18 protein-coding genes are annotated in these 23,304 nt (G+C 71.0%); 9 read left to right on the forward strand and 9 right to left on the reverse strand.

Going from position 1 to position 23,304, the window contains the following annotated elements:
- Positions 1 to 332 precede the first annotated feature (332 nt).
- Positions 333 to 1,247: a YceI family protein gene (locus ACIGO6_RS24625; RefSeq protein WP_399879548.1), complete on the forward strand. Its 915-nt coding sequence runs from the start codon at positions 333 to 335 to the stop codon at positions 1,245 to 1,247.
- A 148-nt stretch (positions 1,248 to 1,395) separates the two neighbouring features.
- Positions 1,396 to 2,049 (forward strand): YceI family protein, encoded by a 654-nt coding sequence (locus tag ACIGO6_RS24630; RefSeq protein WP_399879550.1) that lies wholly within the window; start codon positions 1,396 to 1,398, stop codon positions 2,047 to 2,049.
- Between the two features lie 22 nt (positions 2,050 to 2,071).
- Here the strand turns inward: ACIGO6_RS24630 and ACIGO6_RS24635 are convergent, their stop codons facing one another.
- From ACIGO6_RS24635 to ACIGO6_RS24655, 5 genes are all read right to left on the reverse strand, one after another.
- Positions 2,072 to 4,873, reverse strand: a complete 2,802-nt coding sequence (locus ACIGO6_RS24635; RefSeq protein ID WP_399879551.1) for a SpoIIE family protein phosphatase — start codon at positions 4,871 to 4,873, stop codon at positions 2,072 to 2,074.
- 133 nt (positions 4,874 to 5,006) lie between these two features.
- Positions 5,007 to 6,101 (reverse strand): zinc-binding dehydrogenase, encoded by a 1,095-nt coding sequence (locus ACIGO6_RS24640; RefSeq protein ID WP_399879553.1) that lies wholly within the window; start codon positions 6,099 to 6,101, stop codon positions 5,007 to 5,009.
- Between the two features lie 141 nt (positions 6,102 to 6,242).
- Entirely contained in the window at positions 6,243 to 7,640 is a 1,398-nt protein-coding gene (locus ACIGO6_RS24645) for an FAD-dependent monooxygenase (RefSeq protein ID WP_399879555.1), read from the reverse strand.
- Positions 7,630 to 8,823 carry an MAB_1171c family putative transporter gene (locus tag ACIGO6_RS24650; RefSeq protein WP_399879557.1) on the reverse strand — a complete coding sequence of 398 codons (1,194 nt, stop codon included), beginning with the start codon at positions 8,821 to 8,823 and terminating at the stop codon, positions 7,630 to 7,632. The genes ACIGO6_RS24645 and ACIGO6_RS24650 overlap by 11 nt, the downstream gene beginning before the upstream one ends.
- Complete coding sequence (locus tag ACIGO6_RS24655; RefSeq protein ID WP_399879559.1) at positions 8,820 to 9,437, reverse strand: toxin; 618 nt, start codon at positions 9,435 to 9,437, stop codon at positions 8,820 to 8,822. Before ACIGO6_RS24655 ends, ACIGO6_RS24650 begins: the two co-directional genes overlap by 4 nt.
- A gap of 440 nt (positions 9,438 to 9,877) precedes the next feature.
- On the opposite strand from ACIGO6_RS24655, the gene ACIGO6_RS24660 reads away from it, so the two are divergent.
- The gene (locus ACIGO6_RS24660) at positions 9,878 to 11,392 is read left to right on the forward strand and encodes an SDR family oxidoreductase (RefSeq protein ID WP_399879561.1); all 1,515 of its coding nucleotides are present in this window, start codon (positions 9,878 to 9,880) and stop codon (positions 11,390 to 11,392) included.
- A gap of 39 nt (positions 11,393 to 11,431) precedes the next feature.
- Positions 11,432 to 12,805 (forward strand): cryptochrome/photolyase family protein, encoded by a 1,374-nt coding sequence (locus ACIGO6_RS24665; RefSeq protein WP_399879562.1) that lies wholly within the window; start codon positions 11,432 to 11,434, stop codon positions 12,803 to 12,805.
- Between the two features lie 20 nt (positions 12,806 to 12,825).
- Here ACIGO6_RS24665 and ACIGO6_RS24670 read toward each other — a convergent pair whose 3' ends face one another.
- Positions 12,826 to 15,270, reverse strand: a complete 2,445-nt coding sequence (locus ACIGO6_RS24670) for a polysaccharide lyase 8 family protein (RefSeq protein ID WP_399879564.1) — start codon at positions 15,268 to 15,270, stop codon at positions 12,826 to 12,828.
- Positions 15,271 to 15,424: 154 nt separating this feature from the next.
- On the opposite strand from ACIGO6_RS24670, the gene ACIGO6_RS24675 reads away from it, so the two are divergent.
- Complete coding sequence (locus ACIGO6_RS24675; RefSeq protein ID WP_399879566.1) at positions 15,425 to 16,537, forward strand: substrate-binding domain-containing protein; 1,113 nt, start codon at positions 15,425 to 15,427, stop codon at positions 16,535 to 16,537.
- Between the two features lie 21 nt (positions 16,538 to 16,558).
- On the opposite strand, the gene ACIGO6_RS24680 is transcribed toward ACIGO6_RS24675, so the two are convergent.
- Together ACIGO6_RS24680 and ACIGO6_RS24685 are read right to left on the reverse strand one after the other, a co-directional pair.
- Complete coding sequence (locus ACIGO6_RS24680; RefSeq protein ID WP_399880066.1) at positions 16,559 to 17,623, reverse strand: sensor histidine kinase; 1,065 nt, start codon at positions 17,621 to 17,623, stop codon at positions 16,559 to 16,561.
- Positions 17,624 to 17,633: 10 nt separating this feature from the next.
- Positions 17,634 to 18,329: a response regulator transcription factor gene (locus tag ACIGO6_RS24685; RefSeq protein ID WP_399879568.1), complete on the reverse strand. Its 696-nt coding sequence runs from the start codon at positions 18,327 to 18,329 to the stop codon at positions 17,634 to 17,636.
- 87 nt (positions 18,330 to 18,416) lie between these two features.
- Between ACIGO6_RS24685 and ACIGO6_RS24690 the strand changes: the two genes are divergently transcribed.
- Entirely contained in the window at positions 18,417 to 19,010 is a 594-nt protein-coding gene (locus tag ACIGO6_RS24690) for a M15 family metallopeptidase (protein WP_399879570.1), read from the forward strand.
- 17 nt (positions 19,011 to 19,027) lie between these two features.
- Positions 19,028 to 20,011 (forward strand): endonuclease/exonuclease/phosphatase family protein, encoded by a 984-nt coding sequence (locus ACIGO6_RS24695; protein WP_399880069.1) that lies wholly within the window; start codon positions 19,028 to 19,030, stop codon positions 20,009 to 20,011.
- Here ACIGO6_RS24695 and abc-f read toward each other — a convergent pair.
- A complete protein-coding gene (gene abc-f, locus ACIGO6_RS24700) occupies positions 19,978 to 21,621 on the reverse strand; it encodes a ribosomal protection-like ABC-F family protein (protein ID WP_399879572.1) in 1,644 nt (547 codons plus the stop codon). The two genes, ACIGO6_RS24695 and abc-f, sit on opposite strands and share 34 nt — an antisense overlap.
- Positions 21,622 to 21,790: 169 nt before the next feature.
- On the opposite strand from abc-f, the gene ACIGO6_RS24705 reads away from it, so the two are divergent.
- Together ACIGO6_RS24705 and ACIGO6_RS24710 are read left to right on the forward strand one after the other, a co-directional pair.
- Complete coding sequence (locus ACIGO6_RS24705) at positions 21,791 to 22,450, forward strand: ABC transporter ATP-binding protein (RefSeq protein ID WP_399879574.1); 660 nt, start codon at positions 21,791 to 21,793, stop codon at positions 22,448 to 22,450.
- Positions 22,447 to 23,232: a hypothetical protein gene (locus ACIGO6_RS24710; protein ID WP_399879576.1), complete on the forward strand. Its 786-nt coding sequence runs from the start codon at positions 22,447 to 22,449 to the stop codon at positions 23,230 to 23,232. The genes ACIGO6_RS24705 and ACIGO6_RS24710 overlap by 4 nt, the downstream gene beginning before the upstream one ends.
- The last annotated feature ends 72 nt before the right edge of the window (positions 23,233 to 23,304 follow it).

A 23,304-nucleotide genomic window follows, 5' to 3' on the forward strand; every position in this document is an offset into this window, starting at 1 on the left:
CACTGGCGCGCGGCGTGTTGATCTCATGATCCCCTGGTGAACATTGCGGCCCCCTTCCGTGTCCTTCGCCACAGCAGTGCTGCAAAGCAGCGGAGTCGAGGTGTGGCGATATGGCCCGTCGATGTACGGATTTGCGACCCCACATCCACCGCGAGAAGGTCCGGACGGCTCTGACCCCGGGGCGAGTTCCCTGCATGCCGACAGCTTTATGATCGTCAACGAACTGCTGTCGCCGCGCTCATCCCCTTGTCGCCGTCGGTTCTTGGCGACCGCGAACACCATCGGCTGAGCGGGCCGCGCGACGGTGACGCCTGCGAAGAAAGGTGAACTCCATGGCACTCGGGCTGCTTCGACGTCGGCGCTCCCGCGGCGCCTCGGGGGTCGGACCGGGCATCTCGGTCCCTCTCCCGCCCGGCGCCGGGGCCTTCGGCTTCGAGGTCGTCGATCCCACGGGGCAGCCCATGGGCGGGGCCGAGGTGACCGTGACCGCGCTGGACAGTCACCAGGTCGTAACACGGGGCACCACGGACCCCCACGGCTTCTTCATAGCGACGCTGCCACCGGGCTCCTACAGTGTGATGACCGTGGCCGAGGGCCTGTCACCTTCCCGCGAAAGCATCGACATCGGCGCCGGGGTGGCGCTGCCTCCGGTGCGCATCGCGCTGGAGCCCGCCCGTCAACTGGAGCTTCCGACCGCCGGAACCTGGCTGTTCGACCCTCCGCACACCGCGATCCGGTTCATCGCCAAGCACGTGGGCATGGCTCATGTCCACGGTCGGTTCACCCGTTTCCAGGGCGGCATCCGCGTCGCACCGAACATGGCCGACTCCCACGTCTCGGTGCGCATCGACGCCGCCAGCATCACCACGGGCAACAACACCCGTGACAACCACCTGCGTTCCGCCGACTTCCTGGACGTCGAACGCTATCCGTACATCGACTTCACCAGCACGCGGTTCGCCTACCGCGGCGGCTCCAAGTGGACGCTGCACGGCACGCTCACCATGCACGGCACCAGCCGCTCCGTCGGCCTCGACACGACCTACCTCGGGACGGTCAACGGGGGCTACGACCAGGAACTGCGCTGCGCGGCTCTCGCGAAGGCGGAACTGCACCGGGAGGACTTCACCCTCAACTGGCGCTCGATGCTGGCCCGCGGCATCGCGGTCGTCGGCCCGACCGTCCAACTGGAGCTGGACGTACAGGCGATGTACCGCACCCACGACACACCGACGCCCCCGGAGTAGGCCCCGGCGGGCACCGCCACTTCATGTTGATCTTGTGCAGCTTTGCAGTCAACCGCATGGAACCCGGACGAGGCCACCCATCTCGCCGGGCGGTGCCCGGCGACGCCGTGATAGCACGGAGCGATCAGATGGGAAAGGGCTCACAATCATGGGTATCTTCAGCCGTCGCCAGACCGACGCCATCGAGCCGACCCCGGCTCTCGGCGCCGGCACCTCCGTCATGGAGGCCGCGCCCCGGGATGTCGCGCTCGACCCGGCACTGCGCGCGCTGACCGGGCGATGGACCATCGACCGCCCCCACAGCCGCATCGGTTTCTCCGTGCGCCACGCCATGGTCACGACGGTGCGGGGAGCTTTCACCGACTACGACAGCACGTTGTACTTCGACGGAGCCCGGCCCTCCAACTCGCGGGCCGAGCTCGTCATCCGGGTCGCCAGCGTCGACACGGGCGTGGAACAACGGGATGCGCACCTCGTCGGCCGCGACTTCTTCGACGCACGTCGCCACCCGGAGATGTCCTTCCGCAGCACCTCCACCGTCCATGAGGGCGGGGAGAGCTTTCGCATGACCGGGGACCTGACCATCCGCGGCGTCGCCCGGCCCGTGGACCTGCAACTCGACTACCTCGGCTCGGTCCTGGATCCGTTCGGCTACGAGCGCGCCGGATTCGACGGCACCACCACCATCGACCGCACCGAGTGGGGCCTGGTCTACAACCAGCGTCTCACGGCGGGCGGCACCATGGTGAGCGAGAAGGTCCGCCTCCAGTTCGACATCTCCGCGGTCCGGGTGATGCCGTAGGTGGGGTGGGCCGGTCGGCAGGTCAGCCCGGGTCGTCGAACATGGCCAGCAGCGCCTGCTCGTCCGTCTCCGCAGCAGCCTCCTCCTGCTGCGGAACCTGCTCGGCCCACACCGTCTTGCCCTGCGGCATGTAGCGGGCGCCCCAGCTCTTGGTGAACTGCGCCACCAGATACAGGCCACGTCCGCCCTCCTCGGTCGTGGCCGCCCGTCGGATGCGCGGAGAGGTGTTGCTGCGGTCGGAGACCTCGCAGATCAGTGAGTCGTCGCGCAGCAACCGCAGACCGATGGGGCCCTGGCCGCCGTACCGCACGGCGTTGGTGACCAGCTCGCTGACCACCAAGCCGGTGTTGAACTGAAGCTCCGGCATGCCCCAGGCCGCGAGCTGAGCGCGGGACAGCTCCCTGGCCCGCGCCACGACCGAGGAGTCGGACGGGAACTCCCAGGACGCCACCCGGTCCTCGGGCAGCGCGTGCACCCGGGCCAGCAGCAGGGCCACGTCGTCGTGCGGCCCGCCGGGCACGAGGGTGTCGGTGACCCGGTCGCAGATGTCCTCCAGCGCCGGACCTGCGCGGTTCAGCGAGGCCAGCAGTTGTCCGGTGCGCGCGTCGGTGTCCCCGTAGCCGCGGCTCTCCTTGAGCAGGCCATCGGTGTACATCGTCAGCAGGCTGCCCGCGGGCAGGTCGGTGGTGGCGGACTCGTACGGATGGATCCCGCCCAGGCCGAGCGGTGGACCGGCCGGCAGGTCGAGCAGCCGCGCATCCCCGCCCGGCGTCAGCAGGGCGGGCGGCGGATGACCGGCCCGCGCGGCCGTGCAGCGGCAGGACACCGGGTCGTACACCGCGTACAGGCAGGTCGTCCCGGTCGCAGGATCCTGCTCGTCGGCCGACTCGTCGGGGGTACGACTGACCAGGTCGTCCAGATGAGCCAGCATCTCCTCGGGCAGCAGGTCGAGCCCGGTCAGCGTCCGCACCGCCGTACGCAGCCGGCCCATGGTCGCTGCCGCCTGCAGACCGTTGCCGGGCACGTCACCGACGACCAGCGCCACGCGCATCCCGGACAGCGGGATCGCGTCGAACCAGTCCCCGCCCACACCTGCCGTGACGTCCGCGGGCAGGTAGCGGGAGGCGAGGTCGACGGCGACCGGCTGGGGCAGGACGTGCGGCAGCAGGCTGCGCTGAAGGGTGAGGGAGGCGTGGTGCTCCCGGCGGTAGCGGCGGGCGTTGTCCAGGCTGATCGCGGCGCGGGCCGCCAGCTCGCCCGCGAGCGTCAGGTCGTCCTGCTCGTACGGCCGCGTCCTGCCGCGGCGGTAGAAGCCCACCAGGCCGAGGACGGAGCCCCGCGCGGACAGCGGAGCGCCCAGGTAGGAGTGCACACCTTCGCCGAGGAGGTCGACGGGGTGCCCCCGGCCGGGCGGGGGTCCGGTCAGGGCCGCGGTCACCACCGAGTCCGTGACCGGCTGCCCTGTCTCCAGGCACCGGGCCTGGGGGGTACCCGCGGGATAGTCGACCGGCGCGCCCACGCCGCCGATCGGGGTGTCACGGGAGTCCTCGCCCGCCCACGCGGCCACCCGGCGCAGCGCCGCGTCGGGGCGCGGCCGACCGGGCGGTGCCTCTTCCCCCGCCAGAACGCTTTCCACCAGGTCCACGACGACCAGCTCGGCGAAGCGCGGCACGGCGATCTCCGCCAGTTCCTCGGCGGTACGCCCCATGTCCAGGGTGGTGCCGAGCCGGGTGCCTGCCTCGTTCAGCAGGGAAAGCCGTCCGCGCGCCTCAGCGGCGAGCCGGCCGACGCCCGGCTCGCCGACCAGCAGCAGCCATGCGTCGGTCGGTCCGGCGGCGTGCGGTTCCGCCGTCGCACCGGGCGCGTTCGCTCCGGCCGCCGCCTTGGTGGGACGGTTCAGAAGCGGCACATGACGGCCGCCGGGGGCGGGCGCGGTAGCGACCTCGGCGGCCGGCGCGCTGGGAGGCTCGGTGGCCGGGCCCGGTGTCCCCGTACCGCGGACGTCCTCGAAGCTGACCTCGACCGCCGCGCCCTCCGCATCGCCGTGGTGCAGCTCCCGGCGGCGCAGCACGGCCACGCGACTGCCCGCGAGCGGAACCTCGGAGAACGTCTCACCCGTCGAGGAGATCAGCTCGACGGCACGCTCCAGCAGCATCAGCCGCTCCTGAGAGGCCAGCCGTGGCGCCGGTCCGCTGATCGGGGACAGTTCCCCCGAGCCGAGGTCGAGCTCGCCGTGCCCGCCGCGTTCCCTGGCCCGGCGGAAGGAACGCATCAGGTCGAGCTCCCGCGCCGTACTCATCTCCAGCAGGCGTTCCCCGATGCGTTCGGTGGCCTCCTCCAGGGCCAGGGCCATCCCGGGGACGGCCAGCGCCCGGGGCACGGAGAGGTTGACCGCGCCCCGCACGGTGCCGCCCAGTGGGTCCCGCACGGGCGCGGCCATGCAGGTCAGCTCCTTGAGGTCGTGCAGGAAGTGCTCGTGGCCGACGACCACGAACGGCGCCCTGGTGCTCAGCACCATGCTGACGCTGCTGGTCCCCATGAACCGTTCATCGACGTTGGCGCCCGCCACCAGGGAGGCGGCGTCCATCAGGTTCAGCCCGGCCGGGGCGCCCCACCGGTCCACGATGTTCGCCCGTGAATCGGCCAGCACCACGGTCACGGGCATGCCCGAGAACCGTTCGAACAGGCGGTTCAGCACAGGTGTGGCGGCCCTCATCAGCCGGGAGTCCGGATCCAGGTCGCTCTCGATCGGCAGGGCCGCGCCCTCGCGGTCGATGCCGAGCGACCGCGAGCGCTGCCACGAGGCGAGAATCTCCGGACGCACTCCGGCAACCGGCGGCGTCCGGTCGCCGTGACTGCTGTCCGGAGGGATGGGACAGGCATCCACAGAATCAGGATAATCGCGCAAATAGGGTATTCACCCGGTAAGCACGGTCGACGCCCGCGGCCGGCGCTGCCTACTTCAGGCCGTGGGTCTGGACAACACCTTCGTCGCCCACCCTCCAGGGATGCATGACGATCTTCCCCACATGACCCCTGCGGGCGAGCTCTTCCTGCGCCCGAGCGGCCTGGTCCAGGGGGAACGTCGCGGCGACAACGGGCTGGATCCCGGCCCGACGAGCCAGACTCATCAGCAGGTCGAAGTGGGTGGGCGTGTGCATCGCGGAGCCGATCACCTGCGCGTTGTGCAGATAGAGACGGCGCACATCAAAGGCGACCTCGTACCCGCCGAGTGCACCGGCGACGACCCACCGGCCCCCTTCGCGCAGCAGGGGCAGCCCCTCGCCCACCAGGTCCCCGGCGACGACGTCGAGTCCGACATCGATGCCCTCCGGGGCGGCAGCGCGGATCTGCTCGGCGACCTCATGAGCGCGGTCGACGACTTCGTGTGCGCCCGCCTCGCGCACCGCGTCCATCTTGGACCCGCTGCTGATGGCCACCACCCGCGCACCACGCGCGCGGGCGATCTGCACCAGCGCGATCCCGACCCCACCGGACGCTCCCGAGACCAGCACGGTCTCCCCCTCCCGCAGCCGGCCCCGCTCGATCATGCCCAGAGCCGTGCCGTAGGCGGTCGGCAGCGTCGCGAGCTGATCGTCCGTGAGCGGGGATTCCGTCACGTCGTGCACCCGCTCTGCCCACGCGGTCACGTACTCGGCGTAGCCACCGTCGCGTTCGCTGCCCATCAGGCCCACCGGGTTCGCATCGGGCCCTTCGGTGTCGTAGATCGCCGGGTCGACGACCACTCGGCGGCCGACGAGACTCTCGTCCACATCGGCGCCGACCGCCACGACCCGTCCGGCCACGTCGGCGCCCTGGATGCGCGGGAAGTCGATGGGGCCTCGCCAACCCGACAGCGCCTTCGGGTCCCCCGGGCGGCCGTAGGCACCCTCCCGGGTCCACAGGTCGGTGTTGTTCAGCGCTACGGCGCTGACCTGGACCAGCACCTCTCCTGCCTGCGGGGTCGGCGTGGCGACCTCCGTCAGCTCAAGAACCTCCGGTCCTCCGTGCTCCGCGATCCGCACCGCACGCATCGTCCCGGGCACACGCATCACTCGAACCTCCCCATAGGCGTACCGACAGCCTGCGTCCGCAATGCAACGCTTCCACCACGTTACGCACAGCGCGCTTCAGCAAGCCGCACAAGGGCCCGCCCGTAGCCCTGGTTGCCGGCCCGACCTGCGGGTGCGGGGTCAGGAAGTGGCGGCCTTTCGTTCGGCGTCGCTCAGGGGCGGGCCCTGCAGCTGCGGCTTCCTCGGGCCGAAGAGCATGGGGGTGATCATGGCGGGCGAGAACAGGCGGGTCGGTGGCCTCTCCAGGCTCATGACGTCCAGCAGAGCGCCCATGGCACGGGGGTGGGTGGCACCGGTCTCGACCGCACGGTCGACGTACCGGGCAAGGAGCCTTTCCACTCTGGTGAGCGGGACGTCGGTGGCGCCGGGATAGAGCGCGTCCTGACCCACTGCCAGGTCCCAGGCCGCGCTGACGGGACGGGCCGCGGCCCGCTGGAGACGTCCTGCGGTACCGGAAGCGGTCATGTCCGTGGTCCGCAGGACGGCGCGCACGGCGAGAGCGCACTGTGCGGCGACGGTGAGGCCGTGGCCGTACACCGGGTTGTAGCCGGCGATCGCATCACCGAGGACGACGAATCCGTCGGGCCACTGCTTGATCTTCTCGTAGTAGCGACGATGGTTGGCGGTGGAGTGGGTGGTGGCCACGTCGCCAAGTGGCTCGGCGCCCTTGAGGAGTTCACCGATGACGGGGTCGCCCAGGCCCAGTGCGAAGTCGATGAACGCCTCGGGGTCGCCGCTGGGCTCACCGCCGCGAGTGCCGGAGAGGGTGACGATCCACTGCCCGTCCTCGACCGGCAGGATGATGCCGCCTCGGCCCGGCGCCTTGGCCGGGTTGGCCTGGACGTTTATCAAGGGGAAGGCGACGTCGGCGGTTGAGCGGGGAGCGCGGAAGACTCGGGTGGCGTAGGCGACGCCGGCGTCGACTCGCCGTTCGGTGGCCCGCGGAAGGCCCAGGGCGTCAAGCCATTGGGGTGTGCGTGAGCCGCGCCCCGAGGCGTCGACGATCAGGTCGGCCGGCAACGTGGAGTCCTCGTCGTCGCCCTCGCGGACGCGGACTGCGGTGATGCGGGTGGCGTCGCCTTCCAGACCCAGTGCGCTGGTGTTCTGTCGCAGGGTGATTCGCTTGTCCGCGAGAACACGTTCACGAAGAACGGCGTCCAGGAGATTGCGGGAGCACACGAGGTTGCGGTGATGAGTGGCCAGGAAGCGCCTGAACCAGACCTCGTTGGGCGCACGGGAGACCATGTCGCCCATGATGTGGGCCAGGCGTCCGCCCCGGGCGACGACCTCGTCGACCGTGCCGGGCAGCAGGTCGCCCAGGGCCTGCACTCCTCCGCTCCAGACGAGGTGCGCGTGCCTGCCCTGCGGGATGCCGCGGCGGGGTGCCGGGCCGTCGGGCAGGAGGTCACGCTCGAGGACGACGACGTCGGCGAACTCGGTGAGGGCGGCGGCAGCGAACAAGCCGGTCGCACTGGCTCCGATGACGACGGCGGTGGGCCGGCTGGTGCTAGGAGACATCTGTGTTGACGCTTTCTGTGCTGGTCACCCGCTGGCGGATGCTGTCGACGAGGCGGGGGTGGCGCAGGGCCCCCGAGATCGCCTCGAGGTGATCGCTGAAATCGGCGCCCAGCTGCTGTTTCTCGGCGCTCACCTGGACGGGCTTCTCGCTGCGGTGGGCGTCGATGGCTGCGCGGACGGTGACGGCCCCGGCGAGTCCCCGTGCCCTGCCTTCGTCGACGCCGCCGGGTGTGACGTTCCGCGCCTGCCGATAGAGGTCCTCGTCGAGGTAGGGGGCCAGGATGCGCAGGGCGTCATGGATCCTCTGCTGACGCTGCACCAGGCGCAGCCCCAGAGGCATCCGGCGGCCGAGTCGGGGTGAGACGGAGTAGGGCACCACGTCACGCACGGCCGACCACAGAGGGCGCAACTGCCGGTACTCACGCTGCTCGGCAACCCGGTTCTGCAGGGAGGGGCCGACCTGGGGCACGATGAATCCGACGGCGACCAGGACTGCTTCCAGGAGGGCGAAGGGCGGTGCGGCCCGGGTGCTGAGGGCGTCCCAGTCGTGGCCCGACCAGCGGGCGCTGAGCGCGAGCATCTTCGCCGCGTCGAAGATGAGCCCCGAGGCGAAGCCGAGTTGGAGGCAGACGACGCCCGATTTCAGCCAGCGGTTCTCGATCTCGGGGAACCACTTCCACAACATGTAGGCGGCGACCAGGGAGGACACCATGTGCGCGAGCAGGTACAGCAGGATGTGCTCACGCATCCAGGGGGTGCCGGCGTAGTAGGTGTCGAGGTCGTAGATCCGCGGCTCGGGCACGTGGGCGAGCAGGAACGTCCCCCACAGCGCTGCGATGATGCCGGCATAGATCCAGTAGACGCGACGCATCCGCCGTCGCCGCCGTGCGGAGGGTTCTTCCCGCCAGCGCATGATCATGGTCAGGCCGGTGGCGCAGAACGCGGTCAGGAAGCTGTACGCCCAGGGCGACGCGATGTTCGGTACTCCGGTGAGCTCGTTGAGACGCTCGATGTTGACCGGTGTGATGACCACGAGCACGGCTGTGGCGCAGCTCAGCAGGAACGTGGTGGCACGGATGTCAGGATCGCGCCAGGCCCGCACGAGGGTCGGCAACTTGAGGACGAGAGCGATGAGCAGCAGCGCGGTGGGGACCGCGTAGGGGATGTGGAACTGCGGGTTCACAGAATGCGCCCGCCGCGGTTGAGGAGGGAGAGGTTGATGCGCCCCTCGACGGTTGCGGCGCTGACCGGCCCTTCCGCGTATCGGCCCTTCATCCAGGGGCGTACCTCGTGGCCGAACAGCAGGCCGAAGGTCTCCGCATCCACCTCGTGCTGCGAGGCCGACTCCGCTCGTGCCGCCACGGTGAGGATGGCCTCGCGCGGCACTTCCGGTAGGGCGAGGATTTGTTCGACAGCCCGTCGCACGGCTTCGGGATGCTGGTCGGCGCCGAGTGTGCGGGCGGCTCCGTACAGCCCGGCTATGTGATGCCCTCTGTCCTCCTCCTCCTCGTGCCAGAGCTCGTGTCCGAGGATGACCAGTTGGGCCAGGGGAGCGGTGTCCTCCTCGACCACGATGATCGACCGGTCCCCCAGGTCCAGGCGTGCACCCGAGACGTCCATCCCCGGCACGTTCTTGGGGAATGCGCTGAATCTGAGGTCGATCGGACGTCGCTTGCGGACACTCATGGCGCGGCAGAACTCCGCCATGACGTCCCGGGGGTCGGCCGGCCGTTCGAGCGCCTTCGATGCCTCCTCGCCCAGAGCGCTCAGCAGTGACCTCATGGCTCTGGTGCTCATCGCTCGCTGACTCCCTCCTGAGGCAGCACCGACCTCAGAACTCCCTCCGGAAGGCGTTCCAGTTGCACCCGCGGACGGAACCGTGCAGCCGTCGCAGACCGCGCGTGCCCACACCGCGGAGATTCCGGTGCGCCCGGACACCTCAGCGGCCAGGTGGAGCTTGCTGCGCGTGCGTGGCAGCGTACGCACATCTCCGACAGGTGACAACGATCGTTAATCGGCCATTGCCGATCGCTGACTCGCCAGGCCCGGTGATGGCGGCGCCTTGCGGTGCGAAGGTGCTGCCCCGAGCGGGCCGAGGGGTGCGCGGTTCACCTGTTCGGCGGAGGCGGGCACACGTCTCGCCGACGGCTCTCACGCCGGCGCGGGCGTGGTCGGGCTGTTGCGGCCATGATCGCGGGAAGGGACGGTATCGGAACGAAGGCTCGAAGGGAGCGATCATGGGCACGGACGGACAGCCCGAGCCGGAGCACCGGCACTGTCTGGTGACCGGGGCGTCCGGCTACATCGGCGGCCGTCTGGTCCCGGAACTGCTGGAGGCCGGTCACCGGGTCCGGTGTCTGGCCCGCTCTCCCGGCAAGCTCCGCGACCATCCCTGGGCAGCCGATGCCGAAACGGTCCGCGGAGACGTCACGGACACCGAATCGGTCGCCGCCGCCCTGCACGGGATCGACGTCGCGTACTACCTGGTGCACGCCCTCGGCACCGGTTCCGGTTTCGAGGACACCGACCGCCGGGCGGCCCGGATCTTCGCCGCGCAGGCGCACGCCGCAGGAGTACGGCGGATCGTCTACCTGGGCGGGCTCACCCCCCGGAACGTGCCTCACGAGTCGCTCTCGCCGCACCTGCGGTCCCGGGCGGAGGTGGGACGCGTCTTCCTCGACTCCCCGGTCCCCGCCACCGTGCTGCGGGCCGCGGTCGTCATCGGATCGGGATCGGCATCGTTCGAGATGCTGCGCTACCTGACCGAGCGGCTGCCCGTCATGGTCACCCCCACCTGGGTGCACACCCGCACGCAACCCATCGGGGTACGGGATGTACTGCGGTATCTCGTCGGATCGGCCACCATGCCGGACGACGTGAACCGGACCTTCGACATCGGCGGACCGGACGTCCTGACCTACCGGGAGATGATGGACCGGTACGCCGCCGTCGCCGGGCTTCGCCACCGGATGATCCTGCCCGTACCGGTCCTCACCCCGCGCCTGTCCAGCCACTGGGTCGGGCTCGTCACCCCGGTACCCGCCTCGCTCGCCCGGCCGCTGACGGAATCACTGCGCCACGAAGTGGTGTGCCACGAGCACGACGTCGCTCGGTACGTTCCCGACCCTCCGGGAACGCCGCTGCCCTTCACCGAGGCGCTGTCCCTGGCCCTGCGGCGGGTGCGGGAGGCGCAGGTCGCCACTCGCTGGTCGTCCGCCGCCGTGCCCGGGGCTCCCAGCGACCCCCTGCCCACCGATCCGGACTGGGCCGGCGGCAGCCTCTACCAGGACGAGCGCCGGCGCACGGTCGACGCGTCCCGTTCGTCGTTGTGGCAGGTGATCGAGGGCATCGGCGGCGACAACGGCTGGTACTCCTTTCCCCTGGCCTGGGCCGTGCGGGGCTGGCTGGACCGCTTCGTCGGCGGCGTCGGCCTGCGCCGCGGGCGACGCGACGCCCATCGGCTGCGGGCCGGTGACTCGCTGGACTTCTGGCGCGTCGAGGAGATCGAGCCGGGTCGTCTGCTGCGGTTGCGTGCCGAGATGCGGTTGCCCGGTCTCGCGTGGCTGGAGATGTCCGCCGAGACGGACGACGAGGGCCGTACCCGCTACCGGCAGCGTGCCCTGTTCCACCCACGGGGTCTGCTCGGCCACGCCTACTGGTGGGCCGTCTCCCCCTTTCACGCCGTCGTGTTCGGCGGTATGGCCCGCAACATCACCCGGGCCGCGAAGGGCCTGAACAGTCGGCATCGGTAGCGGGCCGTTCCCCGGCGCGCCCCTGTCAGGAGAGCCACCATGACCGTTGCAGTCGTCCTGTTCACCTCGGATCTGCGTCTGCACGACCATCCACCGCTGCGCGCCGCGCTCGCGTCGGCCGACGAGGTGGTGCCGCTCTTCGTCCGTGATCCCGTCGTGCACGCGGCCGGCTTCGACGCACCGAACCGGATGGCCTTCCTCGCCGACTGCCTGGCCGACCTCGACACTTCGCTGCGCGAGCGCGGCGGGCGGCTCGTCGTGCGCACCGGACCGGTGGCGCGGCAGACCCGGGCGGTCGCCGCCGAGTGCGGGGCCGCCCAGGTGCACATGGCCGCGGGTGTCACCCGCTGGGCCCAGCGCCGGGAGGAGCTGCTGCGCGCAGCCCTCGACGCATGCGGGGTGGCCCTGCACGTACACGACGCGGTGACCACCGCCGTCGCTCCCGGCACCGTGACACCGTCCGGCGGCGACCACTACGCCGTGTTCACCCCTTACTTCCGCCGCTGGTCGAAGGAACGGCTGCGGGACGTGTGCCCCGCTCCCCGCGCCGTGCGCGTTCCCGACGCCGTGCGCGGCGAGCCGCTGCCGCGCCGCAGCAAGGTGCGCGGCACCTCGCCGGGGCTGCCCGAGGGCGGAGAGAGCCGCGGACGCGACCGGTTCACCCGCTGGGCCCGCACGGACCTGCCGGTCTACGAGGAACGGCACGACGACCTGGCGGGCGACGCGACGTCCCGGCTCTCGCCCTACCTGCACTTCGGAGCCCTCTCTCCGGTGGACCTGGTGGTACGGGCCCGCGACAGAGGCGGCCGCGGGGCAGAGGCGTTCGTACGCCAGCTGTGCTGGCGCGACTTCCACCACCAGGTGCTGGCAGCGCGGCCCGAGGCCTCCGTCCAGGACTACCGGACACGGCACGACCGGTGGCGGACCGAGGAGGAGGCCGCCGAGGACATCACCGCGTGGCGGGAAGGCCGTACCGGCTACCCCGTCATCGACGCGGCCATGCGCCAACTGCGCCACGAGGGCTGGATGCACAACCGTGCACGCCTGCTGGTGGCGAGCTTCCTGACCAAGACGCTCTACGTGGACTGGCGGATCGGCGCCCGGCACTTCCTGGACCTCCTCGTGGACGGCGACATCGTCAACAACCAGCTCAACTGGCAGTGGGTCGCCGGAACCGGCACCGACACCCGCCCCCACCGCGTCCTCAACCCGGTGGCCCAGGCCAAGCGCCACGATCCGCACGGAACCTACGTACGCCGCTGGGTACCCGAGCTGCGGGACGTCGACAGCCGACACGTGCACGAGCCCTGGCGACTCCCCGAGGACGCACGCGCCCGCCTCGACTACCCCCGACCGCTGATCGACCTCGCCGACGGGCTGGCACGCTTCCAGCACGCCCGAGGACGGGGCTGAGAAGGGCGGGCTTGTGCCGGTCAGCGCAGCCGGACGGTGATCTTCTGGGTGACGCCGTCCGTGCCGGTCAGGTCGCCGAAGGTGAGCCGCAGGGAGGAGCCGGTGACGGCGGAGGTCACCGTGGCGGGCCGGGAGAGGACGGAGGCGACCGGACGGTTCCAGGTGAGGGAGAGCTTCTTCTGCCGGCGCGTCGGGTCGCTGACGCAGATGACGGCGGTACCGTCACGGCGCTCACGGACCAGAACGGAGGCCGGTGCGTCGGCGGTGAGCCGCCCGAAGCTGCCGGCGGCGAAGAAGTTGGCGCCGGTGAGGCCGAGCACCGGCACGCGGACGCCGTGGACCTGCTTGGTGTGGGTGATGTTCCTCAGCCATCCCCCCAGCGCCGCGGAGCGCTGTGCCGTGCGGCGGGCGGTCGCGCCGGGCAACAGGACGTAGGCGTAGTCCTCGTCGACCGGAGCGGTGCCGTGGTCGAACCACAGCGTCACGTAGCGGCTGGTGAAGGAGGCGGTGGAACCCGAGGCGCTGTTGATGTCGTGCCAGGCGCCGATGCGCTCCTCGCGCAGCGCGTTCAGCGTGGCGCCGCCGGGGAAGACGTAGCCGCCGTGCCCGGCGATGTGTGCCCACCGGGCGCCGGTGAGGGTGGCGGACCAGGGGAAGCCGGCCGGCTTGGCGGAACCGTCGACGGTGAGCTCGTTCTCACCGGCCGCCCCCAGGTGCCGGTTCTCCACGATCGTCTCGATCGCCGTGCCGTCGGTGGCGGTGATGCCGGAGCCCAGGCAGACGACCGCGTCGTCCAGGAAGAACCAGGACTTGTACGCCTCCATCGTCGAGGACAGGCCCTTGAGCTGCTGGCCGAGGACCGTGTACGTGCCGTCGCCCGTCCCGCCGACGAAGTCGACGTCGGGCCGCGCGGCCCCCCAGATGCCGCCCTCTCCGTCCGCCAGCTTCTTCGCGGAGGCGGTGGTGCCGGGCAGCCGGTAGGGGTCGACCGTGGGCCAGAAGCGGTCCGAGTACTGGTCGTTGGCGTAGTCGTCGCCCCACCAGTAGAGCATTCCGGAGCCGGTGTGCCAGCCGCGGAGGTTCTCGCCGTTGCCGTTCTCGTAGTACGTGATGCGCCGGGAGGCCATCGACAGCGATGCCACCCAGTCGGATCGGCGGTGCGCCGCACGGTCCATGGCGGGGAAGACCAGGCTGCCGGCCGGGTGCTCGGCGGCGGTCACCTCGGTGTCGTCCAGCACGCCCTGCAGCAGGGCGAGTTTGGCGACGGACAGCTGCTGGTCGCCGACCGGTGAGCGGTAGTACGCCCGCTGGATCCAGCCCTTGACCAGGGCGCGCCAGCGGGCGTTCTCGGCGGCGCTCGCGCCCTGCCCGAGCGCGACGACGGACGCCATGACGGCGTGGCCGCGCAGCTGGTCGTCGTTCTGGCCCCTGGCGTCGCCGGGCGCCAGACCGCGGGCGATCGCGCGGCCGGAGACGCCGTCCATGCACAGGCCGTTGTGGAGGAAGGGGGCGTACGCGGCTTCGACCGCGTCGAGGACGACCTGCTTGCCCGGATCCGTGACCTCCCAGGTGGAGCCGCTGAGCAGGGCCAGGAGCTTGCTCAGGCCGTCGAGCAGCACGGCGCCGTAGGAGCCCGTGTAGGGCACGTAGGTGTGCTGGATGATCGAGCCGTCGGCGTACAGGCCGTCTCCGGAGGTGACGTACGGGAAGACGGGCGTGATGGCGGTCGACGCCAGGGCGATCTTCTCCGCCCTCTTCCCCAGGATGCCGCGGACGGCGAGGACGCGGCAGAGGTCGATGCGGTTGGCGCCGGTGGAGGTGCCGGTGTAATGCGCGACGGCCGAGTCCGGGACGAACGCGTCCACGGCCCGGCAGTAGCCGGCGATCTGCTCGGCGGAGAACCTGTCGTACATCAGCACGGCCGTGTCCAGCAGGCCCTGGGGGCCGCCGATCTGCCAGTTGTACCAGTTGCCGTAGCGCTTGTGGTGCTCGTTGTAGACCTGGGCGTACATGTGGTCCAGGCCCGTGACCACCGCGTCCGCGAGGGCCGGGTCACCGGTGACGCCGGTGCCGGGCTGGGACCAGGCCTCGGCCATCGCGTAGAGCCGCTGGTAGCTGGTCTGGATCGCCGCGGAGTAGGCGTACGACGCGCTGTCCGTGTCCGGTTCGGGGTCGGTCCAGACCACGCCGGGCCACAGCGAACCGTCGGCCGGGTCCATCTGCGCCGCGTATCCGGCGGCGGTGGTGCCCATGGCGGTGAGCTTGGTTCTGAACGGCTCGGCGGTGGGGCTGAAGCCCGCGCCGAGGAGGAGGGTCCGCCATGTCGCGCGGAGGGTCTCGAACTCGTAGGCGTCGGCGGTGTCCGCGTCCGTGGCGGCAGCGGCGGGGACGCCGGTCAGACCGAGGGAGAGTGCGGCGCCGCCGGAGGCCAGCAGAAGTCCGCGACGGGAGAAGGGGGTTGGCATGTTGCCTCCGAGCCGTTGAGACGGTGCTGCGAGGTGACTGGTTTCTAGCACGATTCGTTCAGTTCGAACCAGATGCTCGCAACGATCGAAACGATCAGATGGGATAGGGTGAGGTGAGCGGCTGCACCGGGAAGGTCGGGAGGCGGGAGGACGGATGCGACTCCATGTGAACCAGCGCCACACGCGCGTACTGGAGCTCGTCCGCGCACGGGGGAGCCTGCGCATGACGGAGCTGGCCGAGGAACTGGGCGTATCCGCGGTGACGGTGCGCCGCGACGTCGAGGCGCTCGCCGGACAGGGCCGGCTGCTGCGGGCGCACGGCACGGTGACCTGGCCCGGCGGGCCGGCCGACGTGGCCCCCGCGGCCCCACCCGCCGCGAAACCGGCGTCCGAGGGCGGGACGGTGCTCGGCATGGTGGTGCCGAGCATGGAGCACTACTTCGCCGAGCTGGCGCACGGCGCACGCGAGGCGGTCACCGCCTGCGGCGGGCGGCTGGTCCTCGGCATCTCCAACTATCTGCCGGCCGAGGACCCGGTTCAGGTCGGGCTGCTGCTGGACGCCGGCGCACAGGGGCTGTTGCTGCAACCGAGCTGGGAGCGCGGTCTGCCCACGGCGGACCAGGTGCAGCAGCTGCTGGACCTGCCGGTCCCCGCGGTGCTGATGGAACGGCGGATTCCGCCCGGGGGGCGGCTGGCCGAGCTGGACGGCGTGCGCTCGGACCATGTGTTCGGTGCCGCGGCGGCGGTGCACCATCTGGCGGATCTGGGGCGTGCGGGCATCGCGCTGCTGGTACGACGGGACAGCCCGACGGCGCCGCTGGTGCGGGAGGGGTACGAGGCGGCCATGGCGGCACGGGAACTGGCGCAGCCGGATCCCGTCGAGATGCACCCGGCGGCGGATCCGGTGGGGTACGACACCGCGGTGGAGCACCTGACGCAGCTGATGCAGCTGCAGGGGGTGCGTGCGGTGATCGTTCACAACGACCAGGACGCGATCGCCGTCGCACAGCGACTGCGCGCCCGTGGACTGCGCATCCCCGAGGACATCGCGGTGGTGGCCTACGAGGACGAACTGGCGGGGATGGCCGACGTGCCGCTGACGGCGGTGGCCCCACCACGGCGGGCGGTGGGCCGGATGGCGGCGGAGCTGCTGCTGGCGCGTCTTTCGGGGGGCCGCTCAGCGGCGGAGGACAGCCCGCGTCGGCATGTGGCGCTGCTGCCGCGACTGCGGGTGCGGGAGTCGACGGGTCCCCGCACGGAGGACTGATCCCCGCCCGGCCGCAGGTCTTCAGCCGGCGGCGTCCGGGGACGTCGCGGGGAGTTCCACGGTGATGCGGAGACCGCCGTCGGGGCGCGGGGCGAGGGTGAGGGTTCCGTCGTGTGCCTGGGTGATGGATCTGACGATGGTCAGGCCCAGACCGACGCCTGCCTGTTCGGTGTGGACACGTTCGGTAGCGCGCCGGAAGGGTTCGGTGAGGGTCGAGACCAGCTGAGGGGTGAGCTGCTCGCCGGTGTTCTCGACGGTGAGCACCACCGTGTGGGGGCGGACGCCGGTGTGGACCCGTACGGTGCCGCGTTCGGGCAGGTTGTGGACGATCGCGTTCTGTACGAGGTTCGTGGCCAGTTGCAGCAGGAGCGCCGGCGATCCGACCGTGGGGGCGATGTCGCCGTCGGTCTCGAGGGTGACGCCGTGCCTTGCCGCGAGGGGGAGGAGGGTCTCGGTGGCTTCCTCCGCCACGAGGGACAGGTCGACGTGTTCCCGGGTGAAGGACCGCCGGTCGGCGCGGCTGAGCAGGAGCAGGGCTTCGGTGAGGTCGATGGCCCGGGTGTTGACGGTGTGGAGGCGGTCGATGAGGGGGTCGGGGCCGCGGTTCGGATCGGCGCGGGCCACGTCGAGCAGTGACTTGGAGACCGACAGCGGAGTGCGCAGCTCGTGGGAGGCGTTGGCTGCGAACCTCTGCTGTTCGGCGACGTGCGCTTCGAGCTGCGCGAGCATCGTGTCGAAGGCGTCGGCGAGTTCGCGGAACTCGTCCTGGCGGCCCGGTAGCCGGATGCGGTGGGAGAGCGATCCGTTCGCGGCCGTGCGGGTGGCGTGTGTGATGCGGTTCAGCGGGGCGAGCATGCGGCCGGCGAGGAACCATCCGCCGCCGAGACCGAACACCAGCAGGAAGGACAGTGTGACGGCCGCCATCGGAGCGAAGTCACGCGCGACGGAGAGCTGGTAGTCGGGCCTGAAGACGAGCCCGACGTGGTTCACCCGGGTCAGGAACAACCACCCGGTCAGCAGCATCAGGGCGCCGGCCAGCATGAGGAATCCGGTGTAGCTGAGGGCCAGCTTGAGGCGAACGCTCAGCCCGGGCTGCCTATCCACGGCCCGCTCCCCCACGTCCGGTGCCGGGTGCCGTGTCGATGCGGTAGCCGACGCCGGGGACGGTGACGATGATCCAGGGTTCGCCGAGACGTTTGCGCAGGGCCGAGACGGTGATGCGCACGGCGTTGGTGAAGGGGTCGGCGTTCTCGTCCCACGCCCGTTCCAGGAGTTCTTCGGCGCTGACGACACCGCCCTCCGCGGCGACGAGGACGTCGAGCACCGCGAACTGTTTGCGGGTGAGCGCCACGTAGCGGCCGTCCCGGTAGACCTCGCGGCGGAACGGATCCACCCGCAGACCTGCCATCTCCCGCACGGGAGGCCTGGTGTGCGCACGCCTGCGGTCGAGTGCTCTGAGCCTGAGTACGAGCTCCTGCATCTCGAACGGCTTCGTGAGATAGTCGTCGGCGCCGAGGCCGAACCCGGAGGCCTTGTCGTCGAGACGGTCGGCGGCGGTGAGCATGAGGATCGGCATGCCGCTGCCCGAGGCGACGATGCGTCGGGCTATCTCGTCGCCGGAGGGTCCGGGGATGTCGCGGTCGAGGACGGCGATGTCGTAGGTGTTGATGCCCAGCAGCTCCAGAGCGGTGTCACCGTCACCTGCGATGTCCGCCGCGATCGCTTCCAGACGTAGGCCGTCGCGGATGGCTTCTGCCAGATAGGGCTCGTCCTCGACGATCAGTACACGCATGGTCGTCAGGCTACGAGCGGGTCCGTATCGCCGGCGTATCGAAAACCGCATACGTGCCGGCAACACCGCGCTGCCTTGACTGGCAGCATGAGTCGAACCCCACCGTCGGCACGACCGACGGCCCGCCGGATGCGTACGCCCCGTGCCGTGGGCCTCGTGGCCGGAGCAGTGATCACCGCTGCTCTCGGCTGCCAGGGGCCGAAGTCCTCGTACTCCTCCGGTGCGCTCGGCGAGGCCGACGGTGCCGTCCCCGAGGGCGTGACGGTCTTCGACCACGCGCTTCCGGCGGTGGCCAACCTCGATCCACGTCTGCTCGCGTCCCTGCGCCGGGCGGCGACGGCTGCCGCGGGCGACGGAGTCGAGTTCCACGTCAACAGCGGCTGGCGTTCCCCGGAGTACCAGGATCAGCTCCTTCGCGAGGCCGTGTCCGAGTACGGGTCCGAGGACGAGGCCCGCCGGTGGGTGGCCACCGCGGCGACGTCTCCCCACGTGGCGGGCGAGGCCGTCGACATCGGGGAGTCCGATGCGACGGCGTGGCTGTCCGCTCACGGTGCCGAGTACGGGCTGTGTCAGATCTACAGGAACGAACCCTGGCACTACGAACTGCGCGCCGACGCGGCTGCTCGCGGTTGCCCGCGCATGTATGCCGACCCCACCCAGGACCCGAGGATGGAGCAGTGACCGGCGTCCGACCGGCGCTGCGCAACGCCTTGCGGCCGGGGCCCTGGAAGCGTGGCCCTGTTCTTGCGGCGCTGGCGCTGTCGCTGGGCCTGCTCATGGTGCTGCACACGCAGATCACGGACCGCGGGGGCCTCGGCAGTCTGGTGGAGACCTTCCTGCCGTGGTTCGGGCTGTTCGTCCCGGTGCTGCTGGCCGGAGCGCTGTGGCGCCGCTCCGCCTCGGCGGTGGTCGCGCTGCTGCTGCCGGTCCTGGTGTGGCTGAACCTCTTCGGCGGGCTGCTCGGCGACAAGTCCCGTCCGGGCGGCGACCTCACCGTGGTCAGCCACAACGTCGGCGCCGAGAACCCGGACCCGGCCGGCACGGCACGCGACCTGGCCGCTTCCGGAGCGGACGTGCTGGCTCTGGAGGAGCTGGCCGAGGACGCCAGGGGCACGTACGAGCAGGAACTGGCGGAGGCGTACCCGTACCACGCGGTGCTGGGCACGGTCGGGCTGTGGAGCAGGCTGCCCCTGTCCGACACCCGGCCGGTCGACATCCAGCAGGACGTCGGACCGCTGGGGGACGCCAAGCCGGCCGAGGTCAGCATGGCCGTCAACCGGGCGCTGCGCACCACGGTGGCCACGGAACACGGGCCGCTGGCGGTGTATGTGGCCCACCTGGGATCCGTACGCGTGTTTCCCAGGAGCGGCTTCTGGACGGACAGCCGGGACAGAAACGCGCAGGCGCTCGCCGAGGCCGTCGCCGCCGAGCAGAACGAGCGGGTGGTGCTGCTCGGCGACATGAACGGCACCACGGACGACCGCGCGTTCGCCGGTCTCACCTCCCGGCTGCACTCGGTCCAGGAGGCGGCCGGCGACGGCTTCGGTTTCAGCTGGCCGGCGACGTTCCCGGTGGCGCGGATCGACCAGATCCTGGTCCGCGGCGTGACCCCGGAGAGCTCGTGGCTGCTGCCGGCCACCGGCAGCGATCACCTGCCGGTGGCGGCCGGGATCAGCTGGTGAACCGCTCCGGGCAGGGCCGACCGCAGCCGCCGGTCGTGGGTGACGACGATGAGCGTTCCTTCGTACGAGGTGAGGGCGGCCTGGAGGTCCTCCACCAGGGCGGGAGAGAGATGGTTCGTGGGCTCGTCCAGCAGCAGCAGCTCGTACGAGCCGGTGACCAGGCGGGCGAGTTCGAGCCGGCGGCGCTGCCCGGTGGAGAGGTTCCGTAAGGGCCGGGCGAGGTCGGTTTCACGGAACAGGCCCAGGGCCAGCAGATCGTCGGCGCGGTCCTCACCGAAGGCCGTGAGCAGTGAGCGGCTCTCCTCCTCGGCGGAGGCCGGGACCGCCACCTGACGCAGGAACCCGACCCGCGCGGGTCGCCGTACGGTGGCGCCCGGCTCCGGGTCCAGTTCGCCCGCCAGGACCCGCAGGAGCGTGGTCTTGCCCGCGCCGTTGGGGCCGGTCACCAGCAGGCGGCCGCCCGCGGGGACGTGGAGCGCGTCCAGCTCCAGACGCCCCGGTACGCGCAGGTCCCCCACCTCCACCGCGCGGTCCGCCGATCCCGCGATGTCCGCCGAGAACCGCAACGGCCGAGGAGGCGCAGAGACCGGGTTCTCGGTGAGCCGGTGCAGCCTCTCGCGGGCGTTGCGGATGCGGCTCATGGCGCCGTGGGCCCGCGAGCGGGCCCGGAAGGCGCCCGCGCCGCTGAACGCCCACGGTCCCTTGCGCGGGATCGCTTCGAGGCGTCCTGCGTGGGAGTCCGCGAGCCGGGACTGCCGGGCCGACTCGGTGCGCCACTCGGCGTGCTCCCGCTCGTGCCGGGCGCGTTCGGCGGCCTTGGCGGCCAGGTATCCCTCGTAGCCGTCGCCGTAGCGGTGCACGGACCGGGTGTCGTGGTCGACCTCCAGAAGGGTGTCGGTGACCCGGTCGAGGAACGCCCGGTCGTGCGTGACGGCGACGAGTGTGCCCCGGTGAGCGCGCAGTCGCTCCTCCAGCCAGGCCACGGCCTCGTCGTCCAGGTCGTTCGTGGGCTCGTCGAGCAACAGCAGCTCGGGCGAGGAGGCGAGCGTCGCGGCCAGGGCGAGGCGGGAGCGTTGGCCGCCGGAGAGGGTGCCGAGCCGCCGTGACCGGTCCAGGCCGGACGGCTCACCGAGGTGGCGCAGGGCGACGTCGACACGGCGGTCGGCGTCGTATCCGCCGCGCGCCTCGAACTCCGCCTCGAGCGCGGCGTACTGGTCGTACGTGGCCGGATCCGCGCCGTGGAGCGCGGCACCGGTCGCCCGCAACCGCCGTTCCAGGGCGCGCAGTTCGGCCAGGGACAGGTCGATGGCGTCACCGACGCACGCCGTCTCCGGCAACTCGAGGGTCTGCGCCAGGTGACCGACGCCGCCCGGCGCGACGACACCGACCTCTCCGTTGTCGGGCTGCACGGTGCCGGCCAGCAGCCGTAGCACGGTGGACTTGCCGGAGCCGTTGTCCCCGATGATCCCCGCCTTCTCCCCGGGCCGGACCGTGAAGGAGGCGCGGTCCAGGACGAGGTGCCGACCGTAGCGCTTGCTGACGTGGGAGACGGTGAGCTGAGAGGCGGCGGCGGTACGGACGGACGACGATGCTTCGGGAGTACGGAGCAAGTGGTGTCTTCTTTCTCAGGCGGGGAGAGTAGCCGAGGTAACAAGACGAACCGTTTCGTCTCGCAATCACCCTAGCCGACGGACCCCACTCGCGCAAGACGCTCCGTCTCGCCATCTCGATGGGCCCGGGAGTGCGCCCGCACCCACCGAAATGCGCAGTCTGTGCCACATGACGACGTATCGTGAAGCACCTGACAGCCGTGGAGGAGCCATGGTCCTGACGGTGGAGCTGGTCGCCAAGAGCTACGGCTCCCGGACCGTTCTGCGCGGCGCGAGCCTGCGGGCGGCCCGCGGACAGCTCGTCGGTGTCGTGGGTGAGAACGGTGCCGGCAAGACCACGTTGCTGCGCATCCTCAGCGGCGATCTGCGTGCGGACGCCGGGGCCGTGTACCTCGACGGCACCCTGGGGTACTGCCCGCAGCATCCGGTGCTGGACGAGGAGCTGACCATCCGGCAGCACCTGCGGCTGTTCCAGATCGCCCACCGGCTGTCCCGTCTCGACCGGGCCGAGCACCTGCTCCAGGCGCTCGGGTTGGCCGCCTACGACCACGAGCCGGCCAAGACGCTCAGTGGGGGCACCCGACAGAAGCTCAACCTCGTCCTCGCCCTGATGCACGACCCGGAGGTACTGCTGCTGGACGAGCCCTACCAGGGCTTCGACTGGGAAACCTACCTGCGGTTCTGGGACATCGCCGACGCACTCCGGACAGCCGGCCGCACCGTGGTCATCGTCTCCCACCTCGCCTACGACACGCACCGCCTCGACACCCTGTACCGACTGAGCGACGGCCGACTGCACCCCGTACCGACCACGGAAGCGCAGCGATGAACGCCTACCGCACCGCCACCGCCTACAGCCTGCTGACCCTGACGAAGAACCGGCTCGCCCTCACCCTCCTGGCCGTCTTCGTCCCGTTGTGGATCACCATCGCCAAGACCGTCGCCACCCCCGAGAGCTCCCCGTTCCGGCTGCGCGCCACCGGAGAGCACCTCCGTGCGGACGGCGACACGATCACCATGATCAGCGGATCCCTCAACGCCGTCTCCCTGCTGGTCGGTTTCTGGATGTTCAGCGCGGCCCGTCGCACCGGCGACTTCGACCGGCGCCTGACGGCGGCCGGATACCCGCGCTCTGCCCTGCTGGCGGCCGAACTCACCTCCCTGCTCGCCACCGCCGCCCTGGTCAGCGCCTACGCCGTGGCCTGGATGCTGCTGTACTGGTCACCGCACCAGACCGGCCTGCTCGTCTTCGCCGTACTCTCCGCGGCCCTCATCTACGGCGCGATGGGCCTGTTCCTGGCGCTCTTCCTGCCCAGCGAGGTCGCGGGCATGGTCGCCATCATCATGACCAGCATCATCGACCTCGCCCCGCAGAACCCCGTCGCCGCGACGACCGCCAACAGCCCGCTGATCACGCTGCTGCCCAGCTACGGATCCCTGCAGACCGCCCTGCAGGCCGGTTTCACCCAGCACCTCACCCTGGTGCCCCTGGCCAACAGCCTGGCCTGGCTCAGCGCCCTGTCGGCCATCGCGCTCGCCGCGTTCCTGCGACGCACGCACGTCCACAACCTCGGACAGCACCCCCGGCACCCGGTCGGACGCCGGGCGTAGTGCGTACGCACCAGGACAGGTGACCGGCTGGTCCGGGTGCACCAGGAGAAGACGGCGGCGGGGGACGATGCC

Source organism: Streptomyces sp. NPDC053750 (assembly GCF_044544295.1).
Taxonomy (GTDB): Bacteria; Actinomycetota; Actinomycetes; order Streptomycetales; family Streptomycetaceae; genus Streptomyces.

Excerpts from the sequence above, each read along its gene's own strand:
- ACIGO6_RS24625 (WP_399879548.1), top strand. The coding sequence starts at position 333 with ATGGCACTCGGGCTGCTTCGACGTCGGCGCTCCCGCGGCGCCTCGGGG.
- ACIGO6_RS24675 (WP_399879566.1), top strand. The coding sequence starts at position 15,425 with ATGCGACTCCATGTGAACCAGCGCCACACGCGCGTACTGGAGCTCGTC.
- ACIGO6_RS24710 (WP_399879576.1), top strand. The coding sequence starts at position 22,447 with ATGAACGCCTACCGCACCGCCACCGCCTACAGCCTGCTGACCCTGACG.
- ACIGO6_RS24670 (WP_399879564.1), bottom strand. The coding sequence starts at position 15,270 with ATGCCAACCCCCTTCTCCCGTCGCGGACTTCTGCTGGCCTCCGGCGGC.
- ACIGO6_RS24645 (WP_399879555.1), bottom strand. The coding sequence starts at position 7,640 with ATGTCTCCTAGCACCAGCCGGCCCACCGCCGTCGTCATCGGAGCCAGT.
- ACIGO6_RS24655 (WP_399879559.1), bottom strand. The coding sequence starts at position 9,437 with ATGAGCACCAGAGCCATGAGGTCACTGCTGAGCGCTCTGGGCGAGGAG.
- ACIGO6_RS24660 (WP_399879561.1), top strand. The coding sequence starts at position 9,878 with ATGGGCACGGACGGACAGCCCGAGCCGGAGCACCGGCACTGTCTGGTG.
- ACIGO6_RS24630 (WP_399879550.1), top strand. The coding sequence starts at position 1,396 with ATGGGTATCTTCAGCCGTCGCCAGACCGACGCCATCGAGCCGACCCCG.
- ACIGO6_RS24705 (WP_399879574.1), top strand. The coding sequence starts at position 21,791 with ATGACGACGTATCGTGAAGCACCTGACAGCCGTGGAGGAGCCATGGTC.
- ACIGO6_RS24665 (WP_399879562.1), top strand. The coding sequence starts at position 11,432 with ATGACCGTTGCAGTCGTCCTGTTCACCTCGGATCTGCGTCTGCACGAC.
- ACIGO6_RS24690 (WP_399879570.1), top strand. The coding sequence starts at position 18,417 with ATGAGTCGAACCCCACCGTCGGCACGACCGACGGCCCGCCGGATGCGT.
- ACIGO6_RS24685 (WP_399879568.1), bottom strand. The coding sequence starts at position 18,329 with ATGCGTGTACTGATCGTCGAGGACGAGCCCTATCTGGCAGAAGCCATC.
- ACIGO6_RS24640 (WP_399879553.1), bottom strand. The coding sequence starts at position 6,101 with ATGCGTGTGCCCGGGACGATGCGTGCGGTGCGGATCGCGGAGCACGGA.